The organism is Klebsiella sp. 10982 (genome assembly GCF_048589245.1).
Taxonomy (GTDB): Bacteria; Pseudomonadota; Gammaproteobacteria; order Enterobacterales; family Enterobacteriaceae; genus Klebsiella; species Klebsiella quasivariicola.
The window spans coordinates 1-24,811 of sequence record NZ_JBMAXV010000024.1 but is presented as its reverse complement, the minus strand read 5'-3'; the positions used below and the strand labels follow the sequence as shown (position 1 = coordinate 24,811).

General features: G+C 56.8%; 19 protein-coding genes and 1 pseudogene. 11 read left to right on the top strand and 9 right to left on the bottom strand.

Features of this window, described 5'->3' with window-relative positions; all coding sequences use genetic code 11:
- The first annotated feature begins 2 nt into the window (after positions 1–2).
- On the top strand, positions 3–521 hold the full coding sequence (fabA, locus tag ACKLKD_RS17540; RefSeq protein ID WP_025712933.1) for a bifunctional 3-hydroxydecanoyl-ACP dehydratase/trans-2-decenoyl-ACP isomerase: 519 nt from the start codon (positions 3–5) through the stop codon (positions 519–521).
- Between the two features lie 68 nt (positions 522–589).
- Here the strand turns inward: fabA and rmf are convergent, their stop codons facing one another.
- The 6 genes from rmf to rlmKL form a co-directional block, all read right to left on the bottom strand.
- Positions 590–757: a ribosome modulation factor gene (rmf, locus tag ACKLKD_RS17535; RefSeq protein WP_002898396.1), complete on the bottom strand. Its 168-nt coding sequence runs from the start codon at positions 755–757 to the stop codon at positions 590–592.
- 253 nt (positions 758–1,010) lie between these two features.
- On the bottom strand, positions 1,011–1,574 hold the full coding sequence (gene pqiC / locus ACKLKD_RS17530; RefSeq protein WP_025712934.1) for a membrane integrity-associated transporter subunit PqiC: 564 nt from the start codon (positions 1,572–1,574) through the stop codon (positions 1,011–1,013).
- A complete protein-coding gene (gene pqiB / locus ACKLKD_RS17525; protein WP_025712935.1) occupies positions 1,574–3,211 on the bottom strand; it encodes an intermembrane transport protein PqiB in 1,638 nt (545 codons plus the stop codon). Before pqiB ends, pqiC begins: the two co-directional genes overlap by 1 nt.
- Positions 3,201–4,469 carry a membrane integrity-associated transporter subunit PqiA gene (gene pqiA, locus ACKLKD_RS17520; protein WP_025712936.1) on the bottom strand — a complete coding sequence of 423 codons (1,269 nt, stop codon included), beginning with the start codon at positions 4,467–4,469 and terminating at the stop codon, positions 3,201–3,203. The genes pqiB and pqiA overlap by 11 nt, the downstream gene beginning before the upstream one ends.
- 14 nt (positions 4,470–4,483) lie before the next feature.
- The gene (locus ACKLKD_RS17515) at positions 4,484–6,391 is read right to left on the bottom strand and encodes an ABC transporter ATP-binding protein (RefSeq protein ID WP_087805437.1); all 1,908 of its coding nucleotides are present in this window, start codon (positions 6,389–6,391) and stop codon (positions 4,484–4,486) included.
- Between the two features lie 12 nt (positions 6,392–6,403).
- Positions 6,404–8,509, bottom strand: coding sequence for a bifunctional 23S rRNA (guanine(2069)-N(7))-methyltransferase RlmK/23S rRNA (guanine(2445)-N(2))-methyltransferase RlmL (rlmKL, locus tag ACKLKD_RS17510; RefSeq protein WP_025712938.1), 2,106 nt, complete (start codon positions 8,507–8,509; stop codon positions 6,404–6,406).
- Positions 8,510–8,608: 99 nt separating this feature from the next.
- On the opposite strand from rlmKL, the gene ACKLKD_RS17505 reads away from it, so the two are divergent.
- Entirely contained in the window at positions 8,609–9,718 is a 1,110-nt protein-coding gene (locus tag ACKLKD_RS17505; protein WP_025712939.1) for a YcbX family protein, read from the top strand.
- Here the strand turns inward: ACKLKD_RS17505 and zapC are convergent.
- A complete protein-coding gene (gene zapC, locus ACKLKD_RS17500; protein ID WP_023289043.1) occupies positions 9,715–10,257 on the bottom strand; it encodes a cell division protein ZapC in 543 nt (180 codons plus the stop codon). The two genes, ACKLKD_RS17505 and zapC, sit on opposite strands and share 4 nt — an antisense overlap.
- Before the next feature lie 170 nt (positions 10,258–10,427).
- Positions 10,428–11,438, bottom strand: a complete 1,011-nt coding sequence (pyrD, locus tag ACKLKD_RS17495) for a quinone-dependent dihydroorotate dehydrogenase (RefSeq protein ID WP_025712940.1) — start codon at positions 11,436–11,438, stop codon at positions 10,428–10,430.
- A 248-nt stretch (positions 11,439–11,686) separates the two neighbouring features.
- Between pyrD and ssuE the strand changes: the two genes are divergently transcribed.
- Genes ssuE through ssuB form a run of 5 tightly spaced genes read left to right on the top strand, consistent with a single transcriptional unit; the run spans position 11,687 to position 15,931 of the window.
- A complete protein-coding gene (gene ssuE / locus ACKLKD_RS17490) occupies positions 11,687–12,262 on the top strand; it encodes an NADPH-dependent FMN reductase (RefSeq protein WP_004201416.1) in 576 nt (191 codons plus the stop codon).
- A complete protein-coding gene (locus ACKLKD_RS17485) occupies positions 12,255–13,217 on the top strand; it encodes a sulfonate ABC transporter substrate-binding protein (protein ID WP_025712941.1) in 963 nt (320 codons plus the stop codon). Before ssuE ends, ACKLKD_RS17485 begins: the two co-directional genes overlap by 8 nt.
- Positions 13,214–14,359 (top strand): FMNH2-dependent alkanesulfonate monooxygenase, encoded by a 1,146-nt coding sequence (ssuD, locus tag ACKLKD_RS17480; RefSeq protein ID WP_025712942.1) that lies wholly within the window; start codon positions 13,214–13,216, stop codon positions 14,357–14,359. The genes ACKLKD_RS17485 and ssuD overlap by 4 nt, the downstream gene beginning before the upstream one ends.
- Positions 14,360–14,369: 10 nt before the next feature.
- Positions 14,370–15,161 carry an aliphatic sulfonate ABC transporter permease SsuC gene (ssuC, locus tag ACKLKD_RS17475; protein ID WP_080897937.1) on the top strand — a complete coding sequence of 264 codons (792 nt, stop codon included), beginning with the start codon at positions 14,370–14,372 and terminating at the stop codon, positions 15,159–15,161.
- Complete coding sequence (gene ssuB / locus ACKLKD_RS17470) at positions 15,158–15,931, top strand: aliphatic sulfonates ABC transporter ATP-binding protein (protein ID WP_087805435.1); 774 nt, start codon at positions 15,158–15,160, stop codon at positions 15,929–15,931. Before ssuC ends, ssuB begins: the two co-directional genes overlap by 4 nt.
- A 97-nt stretch (positions 15,932–16,028) precedes the next feature.
- Here the strand turns inward: ssuB and pepN are convergent, their stop codons facing one another.
- Positions 16,029–18,644: an aminopeptidase N gene (pepN, locus tag ACKLKD_RS17465; protein ID WP_025712944.1), complete on the bottom strand. Its 2,616-nt coding sequence runs from the start codon at positions 18,642–18,644 to the stop codon at positions 16,029–16,031.
- Between the two features lie 326 nt (positions 18,645–18,970).
- Between pepN and pncB the strand changes: the two genes are divergently transcribed.
- The 4 genes and pseudogenes from pncB (at position 18,971) to ACKLKD_RS17445 (ending at position 24,787) form a co-directional block, all read left to right on the top strand.
- Complete coding sequence (gene pncB / locus ACKLKD_RS17460) at positions 18,971–20,173, top strand: nicotinate phosphoribosyltransferase (protein WP_087805433.1); 1,203 nt, start codon at positions 18,971–18,973, stop codon at positions 20,171–20,173.
- A gap of 165 nt (positions 20,174–20,338) precedes the next feature.
- Positions 20,339–21,739: an asparagine--tRNA ligase gene (asnS, locus tag ACKLKD_RS17455; protein ID WP_008805873.1), complete on the top strand. Its 1,401-nt coding sequence runs from the start codon at positions 20,339–20,341 to the stop codon at positions 21,737–21,739.
- Positions 21,740–22,329: 590 nt separating this feature from the next.
- Positions 22,330–23,409, top strand: a pseudogene (ompK35, locus tag ACKLKD_RS17450) (porin OmpK35).
- 187 nt (positions 23,410–23,596) lie between these two features.
- Positions 23,597–24,787, top strand: a complete 1,191-nt coding sequence (locus ACKLKD_RS17445; RefSeq protein ID WP_025712947.1) for an amino acid aminotransferase — start codon at positions 23,597–23,599, stop codon at positions 24,785–24,787.
- Positions 24,788–24,811: the final 24 nt, after the last annotated feature.

Below are 24,811 nucleotides of genomic sequence, written 5' to 3'. Positions count from 1 at the left end.
ACATGGTAGATAAACGCGAATCCTATACAAAAGAAGATCTTCTTGCCTCCGGTCGTGGTGAACTGTTCGGCGCGAAAGGCCCGCAGTTGCCGGCACCGAACATGCTGATGATGGACCGCGTCATCAAAATGACCGAAACTGGTGGTAACTATGACAAAGGTTATGTTGAAGCAGAACTCGACATCAACCCGGACCTGTGGTTCTTCGGTTGTCACTTCATCGGCGACCCGGTGATGCCGGGCTGCCTGGGCCTGGATGCGATGTGGCAGCTGGTCGGTTTCTACCTCGGCTGGCTCGGCGGCGAAGGCAAAGGCCGTGCCCTGGGCGTTGGCGAAGTGAAATTCACCGGTCAGGTTCGGCCGACCGCGAAAAAAGTTACCTACCGCATCCACTTCAAGCGCATCGTTAACCGTCGTCTGATTATGGGCCTGGCGGATGGTGAAGTGCTGGTTGACGATCGTCTGATTTATACCGCGAACGATCTGAAAGTGGGGCTGTTCCAGGATACTTCCGCTTTCTGATAATTATCAGCAGCGATTAAAAGGCGAAGCCCCCGCCAGGCGGAGGCTTCTTTTTTAAAGAGACAGTGTCAGGCAGTTAGTACCCTGTCCTCCATGGCTTCTCGCCAGCCTCCCAGCCACCATGAGCGTTGATTCAGGCTCTGGTATGGACACATTTCTTTCGATCTCCCCGCGATACCCGCTTGATATCCACGTTGATGTGCCCGTTCCAGGCGATCTCGTTTTTGTCTCTTCATGCCTCGTTTCCCTCATTCTTTGATCTGGTGGAAAAGAAAACAGTGGTCGCAAATTGTGCAGCCACGGGTTACGAATACCGCGAAATGGAGGCAACGTCAATGCGCAAAATTCACGCCAGTGTCATATTTGTGACCTATATAAGAGTTCATTTTTTGTTCATTCAGCGCCGCGGTTGCTAACAAATTGACCTGGCAAAAAAAATGCCGCGCGGCTCAGATGAACCGCGCGGCATATTATTTTTATGAATTTTACTTATGGCAGACGCTTAAGCTCGCCGGCAATGGCAACCGCCTCCTGGCTCCATGCCTGGGCCAGAGTCTTCACCATCGCGTCATAGCCATCATCTTGCTGCTTGAGCACGATGTCGAAAGGACGCTTAATCAGCTGCCCCTGATGCTTCAACAGCCACTCGCCGCTGACGATAACCCGCCCGTCGTAGCGCCCGTGAAAGCCATTCACTGCAACGTTGAGGGTATCCTGCTCACTCCCCAGAGGCTGGGATGAGACGACCCAGCCCGGCAGCTGCTGGCTGAGGTTTGCCACCAGCGTGGTGCGTAGCTGCTGGTCCAGCGGGCTGGCCCACAGATTATTATTGGCAATCACATACTGCACATCGGTAGTCTGATAGACCACTCCGTTGCCCGCCAGATAATCCGGGATACTGACCTGCTCAACCCACAGCAGACGCGCGCCCTGGCTGGCGGCGCTTTGCGCACCGCCCTGCACCACCGGTAGCTGGTAGTATGTCTTGCTTTCGCCGCCGCTACTGCACGCCGTCAGGGCGCATACGGCTGCCGCCAGTAACCATTTTTTCATTATTTCGCTCCCTTCGGCTGTGGGTCTTTTTTATCCTTGGCCTCAAATACCAGCGCATTGCTCTTATCATTGAGCGTTTTCAGAACCGGCTGCAGTTCGCGCAGCACCTGATCCAGACGCTGCATATCCGCCACCATCTTATTGTAGGCCGCGGAGCCAGGCTGGAAGCCCTGCATGCTGCGGTTCAGCTCACGCAGCGTTGTCTGCATATCGGCAGGCAGCTGCTGCATCGACTGGCTGGAGGTGATCTTATTCAGATTATCCAGCGTCGTCTGCACATGCTGCATGGTCTTCTCACTCTGCGCCAGGGTACTGGTCGCCTGCTCCAGCAGCGGGTTGATCGGCAGGTTATTAATCTTATCCAGCGCATCCATCAGACGCTGCTGGATCTGCGCCAGGCCGCCGCTGATAGTCGGGATAATTGGATAGCCGTTAAACTCCTGGATTTTGCCGCGCGGCGGCGCTTTCGGATAGAAGTCGAGATCGATATACAGCGCGCCGGTCACCAGGTTGCCGGTTTTCAGCGAGCCGCGCAGTCCGCGGTTGATCAGATCGTCAATATGGGCACGAATATTCGGATCGCCGCCGAGCTGGTTAACCAGACGTTGCGGTTCAACCCGCACTTCCACCGGAATGCGATAATCATCGTTCAGACGCTGCTTCAGCCCAGGAATAAAGAACGGCACTTTACCGACGGTGCCCAGACGGATACCGCGGAACTCCACCGGCGCGCCGGGCTGCAGACCACGAACCGAATCTTTGAAGAACATCACATAGTCAATATGCTCGGTAAAGACCGAATCCTGGATGCTCTTCTGATCGTCAAACAGGTGGTATTCCGTTTTGTTCGCCACCGGCTCGCCGAGATCCAGACCTTCCGGAATATCGAAGCTCACACCGCCGCCAAACAGTGTCGATAGCGAGCCCATCTCAACGCGCATGCCCGCCGCGGTCAAATCAACCGCGATACCGCTGTCTTTCCAGAAGCGAACGTTGGTGGTCACCAGACGGTCATTCGGCGCATTAATAAACAGCTGATAAGAGATACGACGTTTCTGCGCATCAAAAGTGCTGGTTTCAACCGATCCCACGCGGTAGCCGCGGAACAGCACCGGGTCGCCCGGCGAAAGCTGGCCCGCTTTGCTGCTTTCCAGCAGAATACGGATCCCCTTAGCATCCGGCGAGGCCAGCGGCGGAGAATCCAGCAGTGGGTACTGCGCCGGCACCGAACCTTTCGTCCCTGGCTGCAGTTCAATATAGGCCCCGGACAATAAGGTCCCGAGACCGCTTATCCCCTCGCGCCCTACCTGCGGTTTCACCACCCAGAAGACGGAATCGTTATGCAGTAATTTCTGCATCCCGGAGTTGAGGCGGGCTTTGATTTCTACGTGAGTGAGATCATCGGTCAGCGTCGCGCTCTCCACCACCCCAACGTCCACACTGCGGCTCTTGATACGGGTTTTTCCCCCTTCAATCCCTTCCGCGTTGGTGGTGATCAGCGTGACCTCAGGCCCCTGATGGCTGTAATGATAAAACAGGATCCACGCCCCGATCAGCGCAGTGACGATAGGGAAGATCCACACCGGTGACCAGTTCTTCACCTTCTGCACTTTCGCTTCTCCGCTCTTATTTTCCATGTTGTTGTATTTCCTCATGGCTTGAATCTGGCTCACGATCCCACAGCAAACGGGGATCAAACGTCATCGCTGAAAACATGGTCATCACCACTACCAGCGCAAACATGACCGCGCCGATGGCGGGATAAATATTCATCAACCCTCCCATGCGCACCAGCGCAGAGAGTACGGCGATGACAAAAACATCAATCATTGACCAGCGGCCAACAAATTCCACCACTTCATAGATCAGATGCATGCGTTCCGAATCGCGCGCGCCGTTGCCGTTAGCATTCCAGCACAGCCAGGCGATAGCTATCATCTTCAGCGTCGGCACCATAATACTGGCGATAAAGATCACCAGCGCAACCGGGTAGGAACCTTCACTCCACAGTAAAACCACTCCGGCCATAATGGTTGACGGCATTTTATCGCCCAGCAGATCGGTGATCATGATCGGCATAATGTTGGCAGGGAGATAAAGAATAAATGAAGTCACCAGCAGCGCCAGCGTCCACTGGAGGCTATTTTTACGCCGCGCCGTTCCTTTGCTGTGACAGCGCGGGCAGACGGTCTGGTCAGCCGGCAATACCGCCGTGCAGCAGGCACAGGAACGTAGCCCCTGGCGGATCCCGGCCACGCCGACCTTCAGCGGCTGGGTAATGGCCGGCATGGGGGCAATATCATCCCATAGCCAGCGCCGGTCGACGCACTGGAAAGTGCGTAACTGCAGCAGGCAAAACATGCACCAGGGAATAAAGCTCAGACCAATGCCGATGTCGCCATAGGCCATCAGTTTGACGAAGCTCACCAGCACGCCGGCAAGAAAAATCTCCGCCATCCCCCAGGTCTTCAGTTGAAAGAGAATACGCGCGAGGAACGCCTTCAGGCCAGCGGGCATCCTGACCCGATTAACCAGCAGCAGAATGGTGACCAGGCAAAACGCTGGCACAAGTTGGACAAAGAGTAAAAAGAAGGTGCCGAGGCTGGCGTAATCCTCGGTAAACAGCACATTGGGAATTTCCAGCAGCTCTATTTCGCTACTGATGCCGCCCACTTTCATATAGATAAAAGGGAACAGATTGGCCAATAGCAGCATAAACAGCGCGACCAGCGCATACGCCGTGGGACGCTGGCGAGGCGCGTCCCACGTGGTAGTTAACGTTGTACCGCAGCGCGGGCAGGCGGCTTTCTGGCGATGCTCAAGCTGCGGCAAAGCCACCAGCAAATCACATTGGGGACATAAAATATGTCGCGCAGCATGATGATGATCGCACATGACAACTCCTCGGCTCAGGCGCCGTTTTTTAATCCTTCGAGATATTCCCAGCGTTCAAAGGCAGCTTCCAGCGCCTGCTCCGCCTCGGCCAGCTGCGCCAGCACCTGCTGCGTGCGATCGTGCGGTTGTCCGAAGAAATCGGGATCGGCAACCTGCTCCTGCAGCGTTTGCAGTTCAGCCTCGAGGGCTTCCAGCTTCTGCGGCAGCTGTTCCAGCTCGCGCTGCAGGTTATAGCTTAGTTTGTTCCCGCCGCGTTTGACAGTTTCTGCTTTTGGCTGAGCGACTTCCATCGTTTTTTTCGCAGCTGGCTGTTTCTGCGCCAGCGACTGGGACTGCTGACCGCGAGCGTCGTGATAGCCGCCGATATACTGACCAATGCGACCACCGCCTTCGAAGATCCAGCATTCGGTGACGGTATTGTCCACGAACTGACGATCGTGGCTCACCAGCATCACAGTGCCCTGATAGCCATCGATCAGCTCTTCCAGCAGTTCCAGCGTTTCAACATCGAGATCGTTTGTCGGTTCATCGAGGATCAACAGGTTGCTGGGTTTCAGGAACAAGCGAGCCAGCAACAGGCGGTTACGTTCCCCGCCGGAGAGTGCACGTACCGGGGTCATCGCCCGTTTCGGATGGAACAGGAAGTCCTGCAGATAGCCCAGCACATGGCGCGGCTTACCGTTAACCATCACCTCCTGTTTGCCTTCCGCCAGGTTGTCCATCACCGTTTTATCCGGGTCCAGCTCGGCGCGGTGCTGGTCGAAGTACGCGACCTCCAGCTTGGTGCCAACGTGGATCCGCCCGCTGTCGGCCTGCAGTTGGCCAAGCATTAGCTTCAGCAGCGTGGTTTTGCCACAGCCGTTGGGGCCAATCAGGGCAATCTTATCGCCACGCTGGATCTGCGCGGAGAAATCTTTGACCAACACTTTGCCGTCAACCTGATAGTTGACGTTCTCCATTTCGAAAACGATTTTGCCGGAGCGCGAAGCCTCTTCAACCTGCATCTTCGCGCTGCCCATCACTTCCCGGCGCTCACCGCGCTCGCGGCGCATCGCCTTCAGCGCGCGGACGCGGCCTTCGTTACGGGTGCGGCGTGCTTTGATCCCCTGACGGATCCACACCTCTTCCTGGGCCAGCTTGCGGTCAAATTCCGCATTCTGCAGCTCTTCGACGCGCAGCGCTTCTTCTTTATCCAGCAGATACTGATCGTAATTGCCCGGATAGGTCACCAGCTTGCCGCGATCAAGGTCGACAATGCGTGTCGCCATATTGCGGATAAAGGATCGGTCGTGCGAAATGAAGATAATCGTGCCTTTAAAGGTTTTCAGGAACCCTTCCAGCCAGTCGATAGTTTCGATATCGAGGTGGTTAGTGGGTTCATCCAGCAGCAGCACGCGCGGCCCGCTGACCAGCGCACGGCCCAGCGCCGCTTTACGCAGCCAGCCGCCGGAGAGCGACGCCAGTTGCGCATTGGCGTCAAGGCCAAGCTGCTCAATCACTTCGTTGATACGGCTATCCAGCTGCCACAGCCCCAGGTTATCCAGCTGCTCCTGCAGGCGCGCCAGTTCATTTAAATTTTTGTCGCTCGGATCGGTCATTACCTGATGCGACACGTCATGGTAGGCCTTCAGGTAAGCCGCCTGCTCGGCGATCCCTTCGGCGACAAAATCGTACACCGTACCAGCGACGTTACGCGGCGGATCCTGCTGCAGACGCGCCACGATCAGATCTTGTTCATAAATAATGCGTCCGTCATCCAGCCCCTGTTCACGATTAAGGATCTTCATCAGGGTGGATTTACCGGCGCCGTTGCGGCCGACCAGGCAGACGCGTTCGTTATCTTCGATATGCAGCTCGGCATTATCCAGCAGCGGCGCATCGCTGAAGGAGAGCCAGGCGCCGTGCATACTAATCAGTGACATTCTTTATTCCTTTCAGGCTGCGGTAATCAGCCAGCAGTTGTGGATCTGACGGTTGCGGGCAAAATCCTGCGACAGCGTTTTTTGCGAAATCTCTTGCGCCTTCAGGCCAAGCGCCGCCAGCCCGTCATGATCCATACGGAAACCGCGTTTGTTATTCGAGAACATAATGGTGCCGCCTTTGCGCAGCAGGCGTTTCAGATCGGTCATCAGGCGAATGTGATCGCGCTGGACGTCGAAAGCATCTTCCATCCGTTTGGAGTTGGAGAAGGTCGGCGGATCGATAAAGATCAGATCGAACTGCTCGGTACTCTCCCGCAGCCAGCCCAGTACGTCCGCCTGCATCAGGCGATGCGCGCGGCCGGTCAGGCCATTGAGACGCAGGTTGCGTTCCGCCCACTCCAGATAGGTGCGCGACATATCCACCGTGGTGGTAGAGCGTGCGCCGCCGAGGCCTGCGTGGACGCTTGCGCTGCCGGTATAGGAGAACAGGTTGAGGAAGTCCTTACCTTTACTCATCTGGCCGAGCATGCGACGGGCGATCCGGTGGTCGAGGAACAGACCGGTATCCAGGTAGTCGGTGAGGTTGACCCACAGGCGCGCGTTATACTCCTGCACCTCAATAAAGTCGCCCTTCTCTGCCATCTTCTGATACTGGTTTTTGCCCTTTTGCCGCTCGCGGGTCTTCAGCACCAGCTTATTAGGCGCCATGTCCAGCACGGCGATGGTCGCCGCAATAATATCGAACAGACGCTGACGCGCTTTGTGCGCATCGACGGTTTTCGGCGGCGCATACTCCTGCACTACCACCCAGTCACCGTAGCGATCGATCGCCACGTTATATTCCGGCAGATCGGCATCGTACAGGCGATAGCATTCAATGCCTTCCTGACGGGCCCATTTTTCAAACTTCTTCAGGTTCTTACGCAGACGGTTGGCAAAATCTTCCGCCAGCATCGCCGGCTTGCCGCCTTCGCTCTCCGCCAGGTGATAGTTCTTCTGTACGCAATCCAGCGGGCCGTTCTTGGCTTTGAATTGCTTATCGGCACGCAGCTGCAGGCAGCTCAGCAATTCCGGCGAAGCGCTGAACACCGACAGGTTCCAGCCGCCAAACTGACTTTTCATGATCCGGCCCAGCAGGCTGTGCAGAGCGATCAGCGCCGGCTCGCTTTCCAGACGTTCGCCGTACGGCGGGTTACTGATCACCGTACCGTACGGGCCTTTCGGCAGCGGGTTGTTCAACTGGGCGACGTCTTTCACGTCAAAATCGATCAGCTCGCCGATGCCGGCGCGGCGGGCGTTGCGGCGCGCGCGTTCAATGACGCGCTCGTCGACGTCGGAGCCGTAGAAGCGCGATTCATAAGTAGCCAGTCCCTGACGCGCGCGGGTTTGCGCCTCGGCTTTCACCTCTTTCCAGATGGCGTCATCATGCTGCGCCCAGCCGCCAAAGCCCCAGTGGCCGCGATGCAGGCCCGGCGCGCGGTCGGTCGCCAGCATCGCCGCTTCAATCAGCAGGGTACCGGAGCCGCACATCGGATCGAGCAACGGCGTACCCGGCACCCAGCCAGAGCGCATGACGATCGCCGCCGCAAGGTTTTCTTTAATCGGCGCCATACCGGTCCCATCGCGATAGCCGCGCAGGTGCAGACCTTCACCGCTCAGATCCAGAGAGATATGCGCCGTCTCTTTGTTCAGCCAGACATTGATCCGCAGATCGGGCGATTCACGATCGACGTTCGGACGCGGCAGATTCTTGCGGGTGAAGCTGTCAACAATGGCGTCTTTGACCTTCAGCGCGCCGTACTGGCTGTTGCGGATCTCCTCATTGAGGCCGCTAAAATGCACCGCAAAGGTAGCGCCTGGAGTAAACATCTCCGTCCACGGAATGGCCTGTACGCCGAGGTACAGATCCAGATCGCTGTATACGCGACACTCGCCCAGCGGCAGCATGATGCGCGAAGCCAGCCGGCTCCACATCAGGCTTTGATACAGCAGGCGCGTATCCCCCTGAAAATGGACCCCGCCCTGGACTACCTGGCAGTCCGTCGCGCCAAGTCCTTCCAGTTCAGTTTTTAACAGCTCTTCCAGCCCACGAGCCGTACTGGCAAACAGAGAATTCATATCGTCACTTTTACTTAAAGAAAATTGGTGCGCATTATAGCCAATATGTGCCCTATGTCATAAAGTTATAGGCTTATTTTTGGAACCCGGAGGCAGCGTATGGTAACGCTCTCGCGACTTTTTATTCACCCCGTAAAATCCATGCGCGGCATGGGCCTGACCCATGCCTTTGCTGATATCAGCGGCCTGGCCTTCGATCGCCTGTTTATGATCACCGAAACCGACGGCACCTTTATTACCGCCCGCCAGTTTCCGCAGATGGTGAAATTTATTCCGGCGCCGCTGCATGACGGCCTTCACCTGACCGCCCCGGACGGCAGTAGCGCCGTGGTGCGTTTTCGTGATTTCGCCACGCAGGCCGAGCCGACCGAAGTCTGGGGTAACCATTTCACCGCGCTCATCGCGCCTGCCGCCGTTAACCAGTGGCTCAGCGGCTTTTTCAATCGCGATGTCCAGTTGCGCTGGCTGGGGCCACAGTTAACCCGCCGGGTGAAGCGCCACGATGCGGTACCGCTCTCCTTCGCCGACGGCTACCCGTACCTGCTGGCTAACGAGGCTTCGCTGCGCGACCTGCAGCAGCGCTGTCCGGCCAGCGTAAGCATAGAACAGTTTCGTCCTAATCTCGTGGTCACCGGCGCGGCGGCCTGGGATGAAGATAGCTGGAAAGTGATCCGCATCGGCGAGGTGGTATTTGATGTGGCTAAACCCTGCAGCCGCTGCATTTTTACCACCGTCAGCCCGGAGCGTGGACAGAAACACCCCACCGGGGAGCCGCTGGAAACCTTAAAGCGTTTTCGCACCGCGCAGGATAATGGCGATGTCGACTTTGGTCAGAACCTGATTGCCCGCAACAGCGGCGTGATCCGGGTGGGAGATGAAGTGGAAATCCTCGCCCGCGGCCCGGCAAAAGCCTACGGCGCCGGGGAAAGCGACGATACCCCTGCCCCTGACACGCAGCAGCAGGCCACGGTAGCCATTGACTGGCAGGGCCATCAGTTTACCGGCAATAATCAGCAGGTGTTGCTGGAACAGCTGGAGCAACAGGGCATTCGCGTACCCTACTCCTGTCGGGCGGGGATCTGCGGCAGCTGCCGCATTCGTCTGGAAGAAGGCGAAGTCAGTGCGTTAAAGAAAAATGCGGTCGCCGAAGATGGCACTATTCTCGCCTGCAGCTGTGTGCCTAAGACGGCACTGCGCCTGGCGCCTTAAACCGCCTGTCCCAGGCTGTAGCTCACCGCGCTCTGCGCCGGCTGCAGCCTGTCGTTCATGATCTTAATGACATCGCCTAACTGCATCACGCGACCGGCAAGGGTAAGTCCTGGCTGAGCCAGCAGACAAAGCGCGGCGTTATCTCCCGGCTCCACCACCAGCAAATTTACCTGCTCCCCGGTATCGCTCAACCAGACGCAGGCCGCGTCGCCGCCGCTCGGCTGCCAGTGGTGAGGATGGGCGACGAAGTGCCAGCTTTTCGGCATCTGCGGTTTGAGAAAACGGATCGCGGTTAACGCGTTGAGGACTAATTCCGCCCGCTGCTCTTTCGACAGTTCGAAATCGCGGCATTTTTCTTCAAAAGAGAAATAGAGCGCGGCGTCATCGACGCAAAATCCCGATGGGGCAAAAGCGTCCGGGGTCAGCATGCGCCGGGCGAAGCGCGAACGAAATAACATGCCATTGGCCAAATCGAGCATCATACGATCGTGCTCTTCATCGTAATACCAACGCCAGTTATCGTCAGGTTTAATTCGCATTTTTCCCCCAGTGCCCTTCGATGCGCCTCCGCAAAGTTGTTGCGACTTGCCGCAGAATATTTTTCTAAAATTAAGAAAAGTCTAAAATGTTTAAATAAGCAACAGTGAGGGAATATAAAACAACCAGGGCCGGAAATAAAGCCCTGGGTGGGATTCAGAGGAGGAAAAGATTAGATGTGGGTAACAATTTCTTTAATCAGCGGCGGGCCTTTAAAAATAAATCCGGAATAGATCTGCACCAGCGATGCCCCGGCGGCCATCTTCTCCCGCGCGGCAATCACCGAATCAATACCGCCCACGCCGATGATCGGTAAACGACCATTCAGCTCAGCGGAGAGCATACGGATAATTTCGGTGCTCTTTAATTGTAATGGACGACCACTAAGCCCGCCGGTCTCATCACAATGTTTCATTCCCTGAACCAGAGAACGATCGAGGGTGGTATTGGTTGCAATCACGCCATCAATATTATGGCGTACGAGGCTATCGGCAACCTGGATCAATTCCTCAGGCAAAAGATCCGGCGCGATCTTCACGGCAACCGGAACATATTTTTGATGCTTTTGCTGCAACTCAAGCTGCTTATTTTTAATACCAGAAAGTAAATCATCGAGCGCTTCACCGTATTGCAGTGTGCGCAGCCCCGGGGTATTCGGTGAGGAGATATTAATGGCGATATACCCGGCGTACGGATAGACTTTTTCCATACAAATCAGGTAATCATCTTTCCCATGCTCCACCGGCGTATCTTTATTTTTGCCGATATTGATGCCCAGTACGCCGTCAAAATGCGCCTTTTTAACGTTCTCAACGAGGTTATCAACGCCATGGTTATTAAAGCCCATGCGGTTGATCAATCCCTCGGCATCCACCAGACGGAAGATCCTCGGCTTATCGTTGCCCGGCTGTGGACGTGGCGTCACGGTGCCGATCTCAATCGAACCAAACCCCATCGCGCCCAGCGCGTCAATACATTCCCCATTTTTATCCAGCCCGGCCGCCAGACCCAGAGGATTTTTAAAGGTTAGCCCCATGCAGGTGACAGGCCTGGACGGTACCTTCTGGCGAACCAGGCATTCCAGCGGCGTCCCGGTGACACGGCGTAATTGTTGAAAGGTAACTTCATGAGCGCGCTCAGGATCGAGCTGGAAAAGGGCTTTACGAACGAAGGGGTAGTACATGAACTCTCCTGGATTCCCGGTGTGCAAACCGGGGGCGTATTATGTGCGATCTATGGCGGAAAGGGAATTGACCTGCGACAAAAAATCACCCATCAGCGCAAACGATTACCTGGCCAGCCGCCGTTATGCGCTTTTCGGCTATCTAACGGCGGATAAATCATTTAGGGAAATAATGGCGCTCTGTCACACTCACTGTAAATGTTATCAATTATAGATAAATGCAAACATTTAGTTATAAGGAGAGAAAGATGCGCGTCATTACGCTTGCGGGCAGCCCGCGTTACCCTTCCCGTTCCAGCGCCCTGCTGGAATACGCCAGAGAGACGCTCACCGCCGCCGATATCGAAGTCTGCCACTGGCATCTGCAGAACTTTGCCCCGGAAGACCTCCTGTACGCTCGCTTTGACAACCCGGCGCTACAAACGCTCAATGAGCAACTGGCGGGAGCTGACGGTCTGATTATCGCCACGCCAGTTTATAAAGCCTCGTTTTCCGGCGCGCTGAAGACCCTGCTCGATCTGCTGCCTGAGCGCGCGCTGGAGGGTAAAATCGTGCTACCGCTGGCCACCGGCGGCACCATCGCCCACATGCTGGCGGTGGACTACGCGCTGAAACCCGTTCTCAATGCCCTGAAGGCGCAGGAGATCCTCCATGGCGTCTTCGCCGATGACAGCCAGGTGACCGATTACCAGCACAAGCCGCAATTTACCCCAAACCTGCAGCGACGCCTTGATGAAGCCCTGGAGACGTTCTGGCAGGCGCTGCATCGCCCCAGCAGCCGCGCACCGTCATTAACGTCTCTGCGCGGGGTGGAGCATGCTTAATCCTCTCCGCGCCCTGACTCTGGGGGGGCTGCTGCTCTTTTCGGCGCTGGGTCACGCCGCGCCGGCGGCGCCTGATGCCCTGCGCATTGGTTATCAGAAAGGCAGCGTCAGCATGGTGCTGGCGAAAAGCCATCAACTGCTGGAGCAGCGTTACCCGAAGACCCATATCTCCTGGATTGAATTCCCTGCCGGTCCGCAGATGCTGGAGGCGCTGAATGTCGGCAGCATCGATATCGGCAGCACTGGCGATATCCCGCCTATCTTTGCCCAGGCGGCAGGCGCCGATCTGGTCTATATCGGCGCGGAGCCGCCTAAGCCCAAAGCCGAAGTGATTCTGGTAGCGCAAGGCAGTCCCATCCATAACGTCGCTGAATTAAAAGGGAAAAAGGTCGCTTTTCAGAAAGGCTCCAGCTCCCACAATCTCTTGCTGCGCGCCCTGCAGCTCGCGGGCCTGAAATTTAGTGATATTCAGCCAGTCTACCTTGCTCCTGCCGATGCGCGCGCCGCCTTCCAGCAGGGTAACGTCGACGCCTGGGCTATCTGGGATCCGTACTACTCCGCCGCGCTGCTGCAGGGCGGCGCCCGGGTGCTGACCGACGGAACCGATCTGAAACAGACAGGATCGTTCTATCTCGCCTCCCGGCCCTACGCTGAACGTAATGGCGCTTTTATTGAAGGCGTACTCGACACCTTTACCCAGGCCGATGCCCTGACCCATAGCCAGCGCGCGCAAAGCATTACGCTACTGGCGAAGACGATGGGCTTACCGGAGGCGGTGATCGCCAGCTATCTGGACCATCGTCCCCCCACCTCAGTGACCCCGGTGAGCGCCGAAACCGCTGCTCGCCAGCAGCAGACGGCTGACCTGTTCTATGAGAACAAGCTGGTGCCTAAAAAAGTTGATATCCGGGCCCGTATCTGGCAGCCCGCCGCCGCACAAGGAGCGAAATCATGAGTCTGAATATGTTCTGGTTTTTACCGACCCATGGTGATGGTCGTTATCTGGGCACTGAAGAGGGTGCCCGTCCGGTCGATTACGGCTATCTGCAGCAAATCGCCCAGACGGCGGATCGACTGGGCTTCACCGGCGTGCTGATCCCGACCGGACGCTCTTGTGAAGATGCCTGGCTGGTTGCGGCCTCGATGATCCCGGTGACGCAGCGGCTGAAATTTCTTGTCGCCCTCAGGCCTAGCGTGGTGTCGCCGACGGTAGCCGCCCGCCAGGCGGCGACCCTGGACCGACTGTCGAACGGCCGGGCGCTGTTCAATCTGGTGACCGGTAGCGATCCGGCCGAACTGGCCGGCGACGGTGTCTTCCTCGACCACACCGAGCGCTATGAGGCCTCGGCTGAATTTACCCACATCTGGCGCAAGCTGATGGAAGGGGAAACCGTCACCTATAACGGCAAGCACCAGCGCGTTCGCGATGCAAAGCTGCTGTTTCCGCCGCTCCAGCAGCCGCGTCCACCGCTCTATTTTGGCGGATCGTCTGAGGTGGCGCAGGATCTGGCCGCTGAGCAGGTCGATCTCTATCTCACCTGGGGTGAACCGCCGGCTCAGGTAGCAGAGAAAATCGCTCAGGTGCGGGAGAAAGCCGCCCGCCACGGTCGCCAGGTGCGTTTTGGCATCCGTCTGCACGTGATCGTGCGGGAGACCAACGAGGAAGCCTGGCAGGCAGCAGATAGCCTGATTTCTCACCTTGACGATGAGACGATCGCCCGCGCGCAGGCCGCCTTCGCCAGAACCGACTCCGTTGGTCAGCAGCGAATGGCGGCCCTGCATAACGGGCGACGCGACAAACTTGAAATCAGCCCCAACCTGTGGGCTGGCGTCGGTTTAGCGCGCGGCGGCGCCGGCACCGCGCTGGTGGGCGATGCCGCCACCGTTGCCGAACGGATCAATGAATACGCCGCGCTGGGTATCGATAGCTTTATCTTCTCCGGCTATCCGCATCTGGAAGAGGCGTATCGGGTCGGCGAGCTGCTGTTCCCCCTGCTCGACGTCGCCGTGCCGTCGATCCCGCAGCCGCAAAACCTGCGCCTGCAGGGAGAAGCCGTTGCCAATGAGTTTATCCCGCGTAAAGTGGCGCAAAGCTGAGGAGGACCTGATGGCAAAATCGACTCATCCCCTGTTGTTACGTCTCGCCCCCTGGCTGCTTCCGGTAGGGACGGTCGTTGTCTGGCAGCTGGCGTCGTCCGTCGGCTGGCTGTCGACGCGGGTGCTGCCCTCGCCGGAGGGGGTATTGAAAGCGTTCTGGACGCTCTCGGCCAGCGGTGAGCTGTGGCAGCATCTGGCCATCAGTTCGTGGCGGGCGCTGGTCGGCTTCGCCATCGGCGGCTCCATCGGGCTGGTGCTCGGCCTGATCAGCGGCCTGTCACGCTGGGGCGAGCGCCTGCTGGACACCTCGATCCAGATGCTGCGCAATGTGCCGCATCTGGCGCTGATCCCACTGGTGATTTTGTGGTTCGGCATCGACGAGACTGCCAAGATCTTCCTTGTGTCGCTGGGTACCCTGTTCCCGATCTATATCAACACCTGGCACGGGATCCGCAATATTGACCGTGGGCTGGTGGAGATGGCGCGCAGCTATGGCTTATCCGGCTTCGCCCTGTTCCGTCACGTGATATTACCCGGCGCCCTGCCCTCGATTATGGTCGGCGTACGTTTCGCTCTTGGCCTGATGTGGCTGACACTTATTGTCGCCGAAACCATCTCGGCGAATGCCGGCATCGGTTATCTGGCGATGAACGCGCGTGAATTTCTGCAAACCGATGTGGTGGTGGTAGCCATCATTCTTTACGCCATCCTTGGCAAACTGGCTGACGTCAGCGCCCAGTTGCTGGAACGGCTCTGGCTACGCTGGAACCCGGCGTATCATCTTCAGGAGGCTAACGCATGAATACTGCCCGTCTGAACCCTGGCATTCCCCTGCTGCTGAACGGGGTGACTAAACGCTATGGCGACAACACCATTCTTAACGAGCTGGATCTGCATATTCCCAGCGGCCAGTTTGTGGCGGTGGTGGGCCGCAGCGGCGGCGGCAAAAGTACCCTGCTGCGCCTGCTGGCGGGCCTGGAAAAACCGAACGCCGGCGAGCTGCTGGCGGGCGTGACGCCGCTGGCGGCGATCCAGGACGACACCCGAATGATGTTTCAGGATGCGCGCCTGCTGCCGTGGAAAACGGTGATTGATAACGTCGGGCTGGGGTTAAAAGGCGCCTGGCGCGATGCCGCCCTACAGGCGTTGGCCAGCGTTGGACTGGAGAACCGCGCGCAGGAGTGGCCAGCGGCGCTGTCGGGCGGGCAAAAGCAGCGCGTTGCGCTGGCTCGCGCCCTGAGCCATCGCCCGCGCCTGCTGCTGCTGGACGAGCCGCTGGGGGCGCTGGATGCCCTCACCCGCCTGGAGATGCAGGAGCTGATCGTCTCCCTGTGGCAGGAGCATGGCTTTACGGTCCTGCTGGTGACGCACGACGTCAGCGAAGCCGTGGCGATGGCCGACCGGGTGCTGTTAATTGAAGAGAAGAAGATCGGGCTCGATTTAAGCGTGGATATCCCACGACCGCGACGCACCGGTTCGGCGAAGCTGGCCGAACTGGAGGCAGAAGTGCTGGATCGGGTGATGAAACGCGGCAAGAGCGAAAGCGCGCCGCGTTTATTTAGTCATGGCTAACTAACGTCCCCGGCCCACGCTTCGCTCGGCCGGGCTACCAAATCGCACAGCGCTGTAGCCCCGGTAAGCGAGAGCGCAACCGGGGATTTTGCGGCCGTTACGCCAGCGCCTTACTGATTTTCTCGAACAGATCGCCGGAGAGATTCTCCAGCCCCTTCAGCTGCTCCAGCGCGGCGCGCATCAGCGCCTGCCGCTTCTCATCATAACGCTTCAGACGAATCAACGGCTCAATCAGTCGCGACGCCACCTGCGGGTTGCGCTGGTTCAGCTCGGTCAGCATCTCCACCAGGAACTGGTAGCCGCTGCCGTCTTCAGCATGGAACGCCGCCGGGTTGCTGCTGGCGAAAGCGCCAATTAACGAGCGCACGCGGTTCGGGTTGCTCATGCTGAATGAACGGTGTTTCAGCAGACCACGTACCGTTTCCACCACGTTGGCCGCCGGGCTGGTGGACTGCAGGATAAACCACTTATCCATCACCAGACCATCCTGATGCCATTTATCGTCATACTCCTGCATCAGCGCATCGCGGCTCGGCAGCTCGGCGGCAACCGCTGCCGACAGCGCAGCCAGCGCGTCGGTCATGTTATCCGCCTGGTGATACTGCGCCGCCACCAGCTTATCGCCCAGCGTCGGCTCCGCAAACGCCAGATAGCGCAGGCAGGTATTGCGCAGGGCGCGCTTACCGATATCGGCGTGCTCCACCCGGTAGCTGTCGAGCTTATTGGCGTTATATACCGCGAGGAATTCGTCCGCCAGTTCGTTCGCCAGTGTGCGGGTGAGCGCTTCGCGCACGGTGGCTATAGCGATCGGATCGATAATCGCGAACATCTCGGCGATTTCGTTGGCCGACGGCAGGGTTAAGATCTCAGCGGCCAGCGCCGGGTCAATTTTCTCATCCAGCAGGATGGCGCGGAAGGCATCGGCCACGTGTACCGGCAGTGACAGCGGCTGCCCCTGCTGATGACGGTTAACGTTCAGCTTGATATAGGTCGCCAGCAGGCTCTGCGCCGCATCCCAGCGCGAGAAATCATTCCGCGCGTGGCGCATCAGGAAGGTCAGCTGCTGATCGCTCCATTTATATTCCAGTTTCACCGGTGCTGAAAATTCGCACAGCAGCGCCGGCACCGGCTGGAAATAGACGTTATCGAAGACAAAGGTCTGCTCGGCCTGGGTCACATTAAGCACCGGGTGTACCGGGTGGCCACCTTTCTGCAGGGGGATCACCTTGCCCTCGTTATCGTACAGCTCAATGGCAAACGGGATATGCAGCGGCTTCTTTTCGGCCTGCTCGGCGGTCGGCGGCGTACGCTGGCTGATGGTCAGCGTATACTGTTCGGTTTCCGGATTATAGTCATCATGCACGGTGACGATCGGCGTCCCGGACTGGCTGTACCAGAGGCGGAAGTGCGACAGGTCGACGTTAGAGGCATCCTCCATCGCCTGCACGAAATCGTCGCAGGTGGCGGCGCTGCCGTCATGGCGTTCAAAATATAGCTGCATCCCTTTCTGGAAGTTTTCTTCACCCAGCAGGGTGTGCAGCATGCGGATCACTTCAGCACCCTTTTCATAAACCGTCAGGGTGTAGAAGTTGTTCATCTCGATAACCATATCCGGGCGGATCGGGTGCGCCATCGGGCTAGCGTCTTCGGCAAACTGCAACCCGCGCATAGTGCGCACGTTGTTGATGCGGTTTACCGCCCGTGAGCCGAGGTCCGAGCTGAACTCCTGATCGCGGAATACGGTCAGCCCCTCTTTCAGGCTGAGCTGGAACCAGTCGCGGCAGGTGACACGGTTGCCGGTCCAGTTATGGAAATACTCATGACCGATCACGCGTTCAATATCGAGGTAGTCTTTATCGGTGGCGGTATCGGTGCGTGCCAGGACATATTTGGAGTTAAAGACGTTGAGTCCTTTGTTCTCCATCGCGCCCATATTAAAGAAGTCGACGGCGACAATCATATAGATGTCGAGGTCATACTCAAGACCAAAGCGCTCCTCATCCCACTTCATGGAGTTTTTCAGCGAGGTCATCGCCCACGGCGCGCGGTCGAGGTTGCCGCGATCGACATACAGCTCCAGCGCCACTTCGCGGCCAGAGCGGGTGCGGAATGAATCGCGCAGGACGTCAAAATCACCGGCCACCAGCGCAAACAGGTAGCACGGCTTCGGGAACGGATCCTGCCACTGTACCCAGTGACGACCGTTCTCCAGCTCTCCTTCCGCCATGCGGTTGCCGTTGGAGAGCAGGAACGGGTATTTCGCTTTGTCGGCGATGATTTTGGTGGTAAACCGCGCCAGCACGTCCGGGCGGTCCAGATACCAGGTAATATGGCGGAAACCTTCCGCTTCGCACTGGGTGCACAGCGCTTCGCCTGACTGATACAGGCCTTCCAGCGCAGTGTTCGCCGCCGGGCTGATCTCATTGACGATAGTCAGGGTGAAATGTTCCGGCAGGCCGCCGATCACCAGCTGATTGTTTTCTTCTTTATAGTCACTCCACGGCTGGCCATTCACCTGCAGAGCGATCAGGGTGAGATCTTCGCCGTCCAGGCGCAATGGCACATCAGACGTAGCCGCATGGCGGGAGACCTTGCTCTCGGCCGTAACAACGGTTTTTGCGGCATCCAGGTCAAAGGTCAAATCGATATCGCTAATCAGATACTCCGGCGCACGATAGTCGTGGCGGTATTTGGCTTGGGGCTGTTGTGTCATAAAAAACCTTTAGCATCGTCGGTAAAGTGTCGTCCCAGTCTATTCCTGTTGTGTCAAACGCGCTATGCAGAATCTTCATCTTTTCAACGTGAAACACGGTAATCGCTACATTTTTTTAACACTCGCGGCACGAAATGCCCTCGACCCGACGCAAAGCTTGTGGTGTGATCCATGTTCAATATATTAAACTAGGCCTCGCAAATGACCGTCAGCGTCGCCGTCGCTCGCCATCGCGGGACAGAGTCGGGTAATAAAGGTATACTCCGGCTCCTTTTTCCGCGTTGGTTTGGATGGAACGCTCCAGTGAGAGGATGCTACTGCGCACCATGACACAATTCACTTCTCCTGTACTGCACTCGCTGCTTGATACGGATGCCTACAAGCTGCACATGCAGCAGGCTGTCTTCCACCACTACGGTGATGTACATGTGGCGGCGGAGTTTCGTTGCCGTGGAGACGAACTGCTCGGCATCTATGCCGACGCGATCCGCGAGCAGGTGGAGTCCATGCGCGACCTGAGGCTGCGGGATGATGAATATCACTGGCTGTCCACCCTTCCCTTTTTCCGCCAGGATTATCTCGACTGGCTGCGCGATTTTCGCTATGACCCGCGCCAGGTCTCGGTCAGCAACGACAACGGTAAGCTGAACATTCGCCTTACCGGCCCGTGGCGGGAAGCCATTATGTGGGAAGTCCCACTGCTGGCGGTAATAAGCGAGCTGGTCCATCGCTATCGTTCACCGGAGATGGGCGTTGAACAGGCGCTAAACACGCTGGAACATAAGCTAGGCGACTTCGCCAGCATGACGGCGGACCTCGACATGAGCGCCTTCCGTCTGATGGACTTCGGCACCCGCCGTCGCTTTTCACGCGAGGTGCAGGAAGGTATTGTGCAACGTCTGCAGCAGGAGCCGTGGTTTGTCGGCACCAGCAATTACGATCTGGCGCGTCGTCTGAATTTAACCCCGATGGGCACCCAGGCCCATGAGTGGTTCCAGGCCCACCAGCAGATCAGCCCAAACCTTGCCAGCAGCCAGCGGGCGGCCCTTGCCGCCTGGCTGGAAGAGTATCCCGACCAGTTGGGCATCGCGCTGACCGACTGCATCACTATGGATGCGTTCCTGCGCGATTTCGGCCCCGAATTCGCCACCCGCTATCAGGGATTGCGCCATGATTCTGGCGACCCGGTGGAATGGGGCGAAAAAGCGATTGCCCATTACCAGAAGCTGGGCATCGATCCGCTGAGCAAAGTGCTGGTCTTCTCCGATAATCTCGACCTGGCGAAAGCCGTCGACCTGTATCGCCACTTCGCCTCGCGGGTGAAGTTGAGCTTTGGTATCGGCACCCGCTTAACCTGCGATCTGCCGCAGGTTAAACCGCTCAATATCGTGATTAAGCTGGTGGAATGTAACGGCAAGCCGGTGGCGAAACTCTCCGACAGCCCGGGGAAAACCATCTGCCACGATAAGGCCTTCGTCCGCGCCCTGCGCGAAGCGTTCGACCTGCCGCCGATTAAAAAGGCGAGTTAATTTCCCTAAGGAGCCTTTCAGGCTCCTTTTTCTTGATTATTTATTGCCGAATTATCCGCTTATGATGCGAAATCTACTTGTCTGATGGAAGATGACAGGTAACATAGATATCCCCCCGCTGTTGGGGGAAGAGACTTTTTTATTGGACTACATAGAGAGATTATTATGAGCGTTGTGCCTGTAGCCGACGTACTCCAGGGCCGCGTTGCCGTTGACAGCGAAGTCACGGTCCGCGGATGGGTGCGTACCCGCCGAGATTCTAAAGCTGGCTTTTCATTCCTCGCCGTCTATGACGGTTCCTGCTTTGATCCTGTACAGGCCGTTATTAATAATTCTCTGCCCAATTACAATCAGGAAGTGCTGCGTCTGACCACCGGTTGCTCGGTGATTGTCACCGGTAAAGTCGTGGCTTCCCAGGGTCAGGGTCAAAGCTTTGAGATCCAGGCGACCAGCGTGGAAGTGACCGGCTGGGTGGAAGACCCGGACACCTACCCGATGGCGGCCAAGCGCCACAGCATCGAGTATCTGCGTGAAGTGGCGCACCTGCGTCCGCGCACCAACCTGATTGGCGCGGTAGCCCGCGTGCGTCACACCCTGGCGCAGGCGCTGCACCGCTTCTTCGACGAACAGGGCTTCTTCTGGGTTTCCACCCCGCTGATCACCGCCTCCGATACCGAAGGCGCCGGCGAAATGTTCCGCGTGTCGACGCTGGATCTGGAAAACCTGCCGCGTAACGATCAGGGCAAAGTCGATTTCGACAAAGACTTCTTCGGTAAAGAGTCGTTCCTGACCGTTTCCGGCCAGCTGAACGGCGAGACCTACGCCTGTGCGCTGTCGAAGATTTATACCTTCGGCCCGACCTTCCGCGCGGAAAATTCCAACACCAGCCGCCACCTGGCGGAATTCTGGATGCTGGAGCCGGAAGTGGCTTTCGCTAACCTGAATGACGTTGCCGGCCTGGCGGAAGCGATGCTTAAGTACGTCTTTAAAGCGGTACTGGAAGAGCGTGCGGACGACATGCAGTTCTTCGCTGAGCGCGTGGATAAAGACGCTATCGACCGTCTGCAGCGCTTTATCACCGCTGATTTTGCCCAAGTGGATTATACCGACGCCGTCACAATTCTGGAAAACTGCGGCAAGCAGTTCGAGAACCCGGTGTACTGGGGTGTGGATCTCTCCTCCGAGCACGAACGTTACCTGGCAGAAGAGCACTTCAAAGCGCCGGTGGTGGTGAAAAACTATCCGAAAGACATTAAGGCGTTCTATATGCGCCTTAACGAAGACGGTAAAACCGTCGCGGCAATGGACGTCCTGGCGCCGGGCATCGGCGAGATCATCGGTGGTTCCCAGCGTGAAGAGCGTCTCGACGTGCTGGACGCGCGTATGGCAGAGATGGGGCTTAACAAAGAAGACTACTGGTGGTATCGCGATCTGCGTCGCTACGGCACCGTGCCGCATTCCGGCTTTGGTCTGGGCTTCGAACGCCTTATCGCCTACGTGACCGGTGTGCAGAACGTCCGCGATGTCATTCCGTTCCCACGGACTCCACGCAACGCGACGTTCTAAATTTTTCGTTGAAAAGGTTAAAGGCCAGCGCAAGCTGGCCTTTTTTTATGTCAATTACTGTTAGCTAATTTCAACAAAATTAAACATCAATACCTGAAACTCACATTTATGTTACGCACTGTTTCGGTGCATCCCGGTGATACAGATCGCACTTTATGTTCATAACAGAGCAAAAGCGCTGATTAATTTGTTCATTTTTTAATCATTGGCCGCACGTCTTGCAAAGACAAACTCTGAATGAAAAGAAGACTAATTCGATACACAAAATGAGCAAATTCACACTTAGCCAAATTAATCATAAATAATTCATATAGATATATAAGCACCTGCGTTTTCTCTTTCCTGCTGGAACGGAATTTTGATTAAGTTCACAAAGTTCCTTAAAATACATATTTGATTACATGTTTTTTCATATTGTTACTCATATTAGATATTCGTAGCATTTTCCGGCTAGCGAAACGTTGTCGCGGATGGAAAGATGCCTGCAGACACCAAACTCTCATCAATGGTTCTGTAAATTTTTATTGACAGAACTCATTGACGGCAGTGGCACGTGTTCATATAAAAAATATTAATGAGGGTAATAAATAATGATGAAGCGCAATATTCTGGCAGTGGTGATCCCTGCCCTGCTGGTAGCCGGTGCAGCGAACGCTGCAGAAATCTATAACAAAAACGGCAACAAACTGGACTTCTACGGAAAAATGGTCGGCGAACACGTCTGGACCACCAATGGCAATACCAGCAGCGACGATACCACCTATGCCCGTATCGGCCTGAAAGGCGAAACCCAGATCAACGATCAGCTGACCGGTTACGGCCAGTGGGAATACAACATGGATGCGTCCAACGTTGAAGGTGCCCAGACCACCAAAACTCGTCTGGCGTTCGCGGGTCTGAAAGCAGGCGAATACGGTTCATTCGATTATGGCCGTAACTACGGTGCAATCTACGACGTCGAAGCGGCAACCGATATGCTGGTTAAATAGGGCGGCGACGGCTGGAACTACACCGACAACTACATGACCGGCCGTACCAATGGCGTGGCAACTTACCGTAACTCTGACTTCTTCGGTCTGGTTGACGGCCTGAGCTTCGCGCTGCAGTACCAGGGTAAAAACGATCATGACCGCGCGATTCGTAAGCAGAATGGCGACGGCTTCAGCACCGCAGCGACCTACGCGTTCGACAACGGTATCGCACTGTCTGCAGGCTACTCCGGTTCCAACCGTAGCGTCGACCAGAAAGCTGACGGCAATGGCGACAAGGCCGAAGCATGGGCAACTTCTGCAAAATATGACGCCAACAACGTCTACGCCGCTGTCATGTACTCCCAGACCTACAACATGACGCCGGAAGAAGATAACCACTTCGCCGGCAAAACGCAGAACTTCGAAGCGGTTGTCCAGTATCAGTTCGACTTCGGCCTGCGTCCGTCCATCGGCTACGTGCAGACCAAAGGCAAAGATCTGCAGTCCCGTGCTGGCTTCTCCGGCGGCGATGCGGATCTGGTTAAATACGTTGAAGTGGGTACCTGGTACTACTTCAACAAAAATATGAACGTCTATGCTGCTTATAAGTTCAACCAGCTGGACGACAACGATTACACCAAAGCGGCTGGCGTTGCCACCGACGACCAGGCGGCCGTGGGTATCGTTTACCAGTTCTAATCTGCAGTACACCCCTTCGTGATATGCCTTCAGAGCAGGACTTCGGTCCTGCTTTTCTCTATTCATGAGGTAAAGATCGTCTCTTTTGAAAACCTTCTCGCTTTTTGTCGCAAACGGTTGGCAATTCGTTATTCTCCCGTTAACCTGATAGCGGATTTCCCTTCAGTAATCACAATGGAACCTCGTCATGTTTGAGAACATTACCGCCGCCCCAGCCGACCCGATTTTAGGTCTGGCCGATCTGTTTCGTGCCGATGACCGCCCTGAAAAAATTAACCTCGGAATTGGTGTTTACAAGGATGAAACCGGTAAAACACCCGTTCTGACCAGCGTCAAAAAAGCAGAACAGTACCTGCTGGAGAATGAAACGACTAAAAACTATCTGGGCATCGATGGTATTCCTGAATTTGGTCGCTGCACCCAGGAACTGCTGTTCGGTAAAGGCAATGCGATTATCGCCGATAAACGCGCCCGCACCGCGCAGACCCCGGGCGGTACCGGTGCGCTGCGCGTCGCCGCAGACTTCCTCGCTAAAAACACCGACGTAAAACGTGTGTGGGTGAGTAACCCAAGCTGGCCTAACCACAAGAGCGTGTTTACCTCTGCCGGGCTGGAAGTGCGTGAATATGCCTATTACGACGCGGCTAACCACGCGCTGGACTTTGATGGTCTGCTGGTCAGCCTGAACGAAGCCCAGGCCGGTGACGTGGTGCTGTTCCACGGCTGCTGCCACAACCCGACCGGTATCGATCCGACGCTCGATCAGTGGCAGAAGCTGGCGCAGCTGTCGGTCGAAAAAGGCTGGCTGCCGCTGTTTGATTTCGCTTACCAGGGCTTTGCCCGTGGTCTGGAAGAAGATGCTGAAGGGCTGCGCGCCTTTGCCGCGCTGCATAAAGAGCTGCTGGTCGCCAGCTCCTACTCGAAAAACTTTGGTTTGTACAACGAACGTGTCGGTGCCTGCACGCTGGTCGCCGCCGATCAGGAGACCGTGGACCGCGCGTTCAGTCAGATGAAATCGGTGATCCGCGCCAACTACTCCAACCCGCCGGCACATGGCGCCTCCGTGGTCGCCACCATTCTGAGCAACGATGCGCTGAGGGCGATCTGGGAGCAGGAGCTGACCGATATGCGCCAGCGCATTCAGCGTATGCGCCTGCTGTTCGTCAATACCCTGCAGGAGAAAGGCGCGAGCCGCGACTTCAGCTTTATCAGCAAGCAGAACGGCATGTTCTCGTTCAGCGGCCTGAGTAAAGAGCAGGTCCTGCGTCTGCGCGAAGAGTTCGCCATCTACGCGGTCGCTTCCGGACGTATCAACGTGGCCGGTATGACGCCTGACAACATGGCGCCGCTGTGCGAAGCCATCGTCGCAGTACTGTAAGCGACAGCGTGCTCTAAGCGAGAT

Bases quoted from the DNA above. Each gene is read 5' to 3' on its own strand.
- fabA (WP_025712933.1), top strand. From the start codon at position 3: ATGGTAGATAAACGCGAATCCTATACAAAAGAAGATCTTCTTGCCTCC.
- rmf (WP_002898396.1), bottom strand. From the start codon at position 757: ATGAAGAGACAAAAACGAGATCGCCTGGAACGGGCACATCAACGTGGA.
- pqiC (WP_025712934.1), bottom strand. From the start codon at position 1,574: ATGAAAAAATGGTTACTGGCGGCAGCCGTATGCGCCCTGACGGCGTGC.
- pqiB (WP_025712935.1), bottom strand. From the start codon at position 3,211: ATGGAAAATAAGAGCGGAGAAGCGAAAGTGCAGAAGGTGAAGAACTGG.
- pqiA (WP_025712936.1), bottom strand. From the start codon at position 4,469: ATGTGCGATCATCATCATGCTGCGCGACATATTTTATGTCCCCAATGT.
- ACKLKD_RS17515 (WP_087805437.1), bottom strand. From the start codon at position 6,391: ATGTCACTGATTAGTATGCACGGCGCCTGGCTCTCCTTCAGCGATGCG.
- rlmKL (WP_025712938.1), bottom strand. From the start codon at position 8,509: ATGAATTCTCTGTTTGCCAGTACGGCTCGTGGGCTGGAAGAGCTGTTA.
- ACKLKD_RS17505 (WP_025712939.1), top strand. From the start codon at position 8,609: ATGGTAACGCTCTCGCGACTTTTTATTCACCCCGTAAAATCCATGCGC.
- zapC (WP_023289043.1), bottom strand. From the start codon at position 10,257: ATGCGAATTAAACCTGACGATAACTGGCGTTGGTATTACGATGAAGAG.
- pyrD (WP_025712940.1), bottom strand. From the start codon at position 11,438: ATGTACTACCCCTTCGTTCGTAAAGCCCTTTTCCAGCTCGATCCTGAG.
- ssuE (WP_004201416.1), top strand. From the start codon at position 11,687: ATGCGCGTCATTACGCTTGCGGGCAGCCCGCGTTACCCTTCCCGTTCC.
- ACKLKD_RS17485 (WP_025712941.1), top strand. From the start codon at position 12,255: ATGCTTAATCCTCTCCGCGCCCTGACTCTGGGGGGGCTGCTGCTCTTT.
- ssuD (WP_025712942.1), top strand. From the start codon at position 13,214: ATGAGTCTGAATATGTTCTGGTTTTTACCGACCCATGGTGATGGTCGT.
- ssuC (WP_080897937.1), top strand. From the start codon at position 14,370: ATGGCAAAATCGACTCATCCCCTGTTGTTACGTCTCGCCCCCTGGCTG.
- ssuB (WP_087805435.1), top strand. From the start codon at position 15,158: ATGAATACTGCCCGTCTGAACCCTGGCATTCCCCTGCTGCTGAACGGG.
- pepN (WP_025712944.1), bottom strand. From the start codon at position 18,644: ATGACACAACAGCCCCAAGCCAAATACCGCCACGACTATCGTGCGCCG.
- pncB (WP_087805433.1), top strand. From the start codon at position 18,971: ATGACACAATTCACTTCTCCTGTACTGCACTCGCTGCTTGATACGGAT.
- asnS (WP_008805873.1), top strand. From the start codon at position 20,339: ATGAGCGTTGTGCCTGTAGCCGACGTACTCCAGGGCCGCGTTGCCGTT.
- ACKLKD_RS17445 (WP_025712947.1), top strand. From the start codon at position 23,597: ATGTTTGAGAACATTACCGCCGCCCCAGCCGACCCGATTTTAGGTCTG.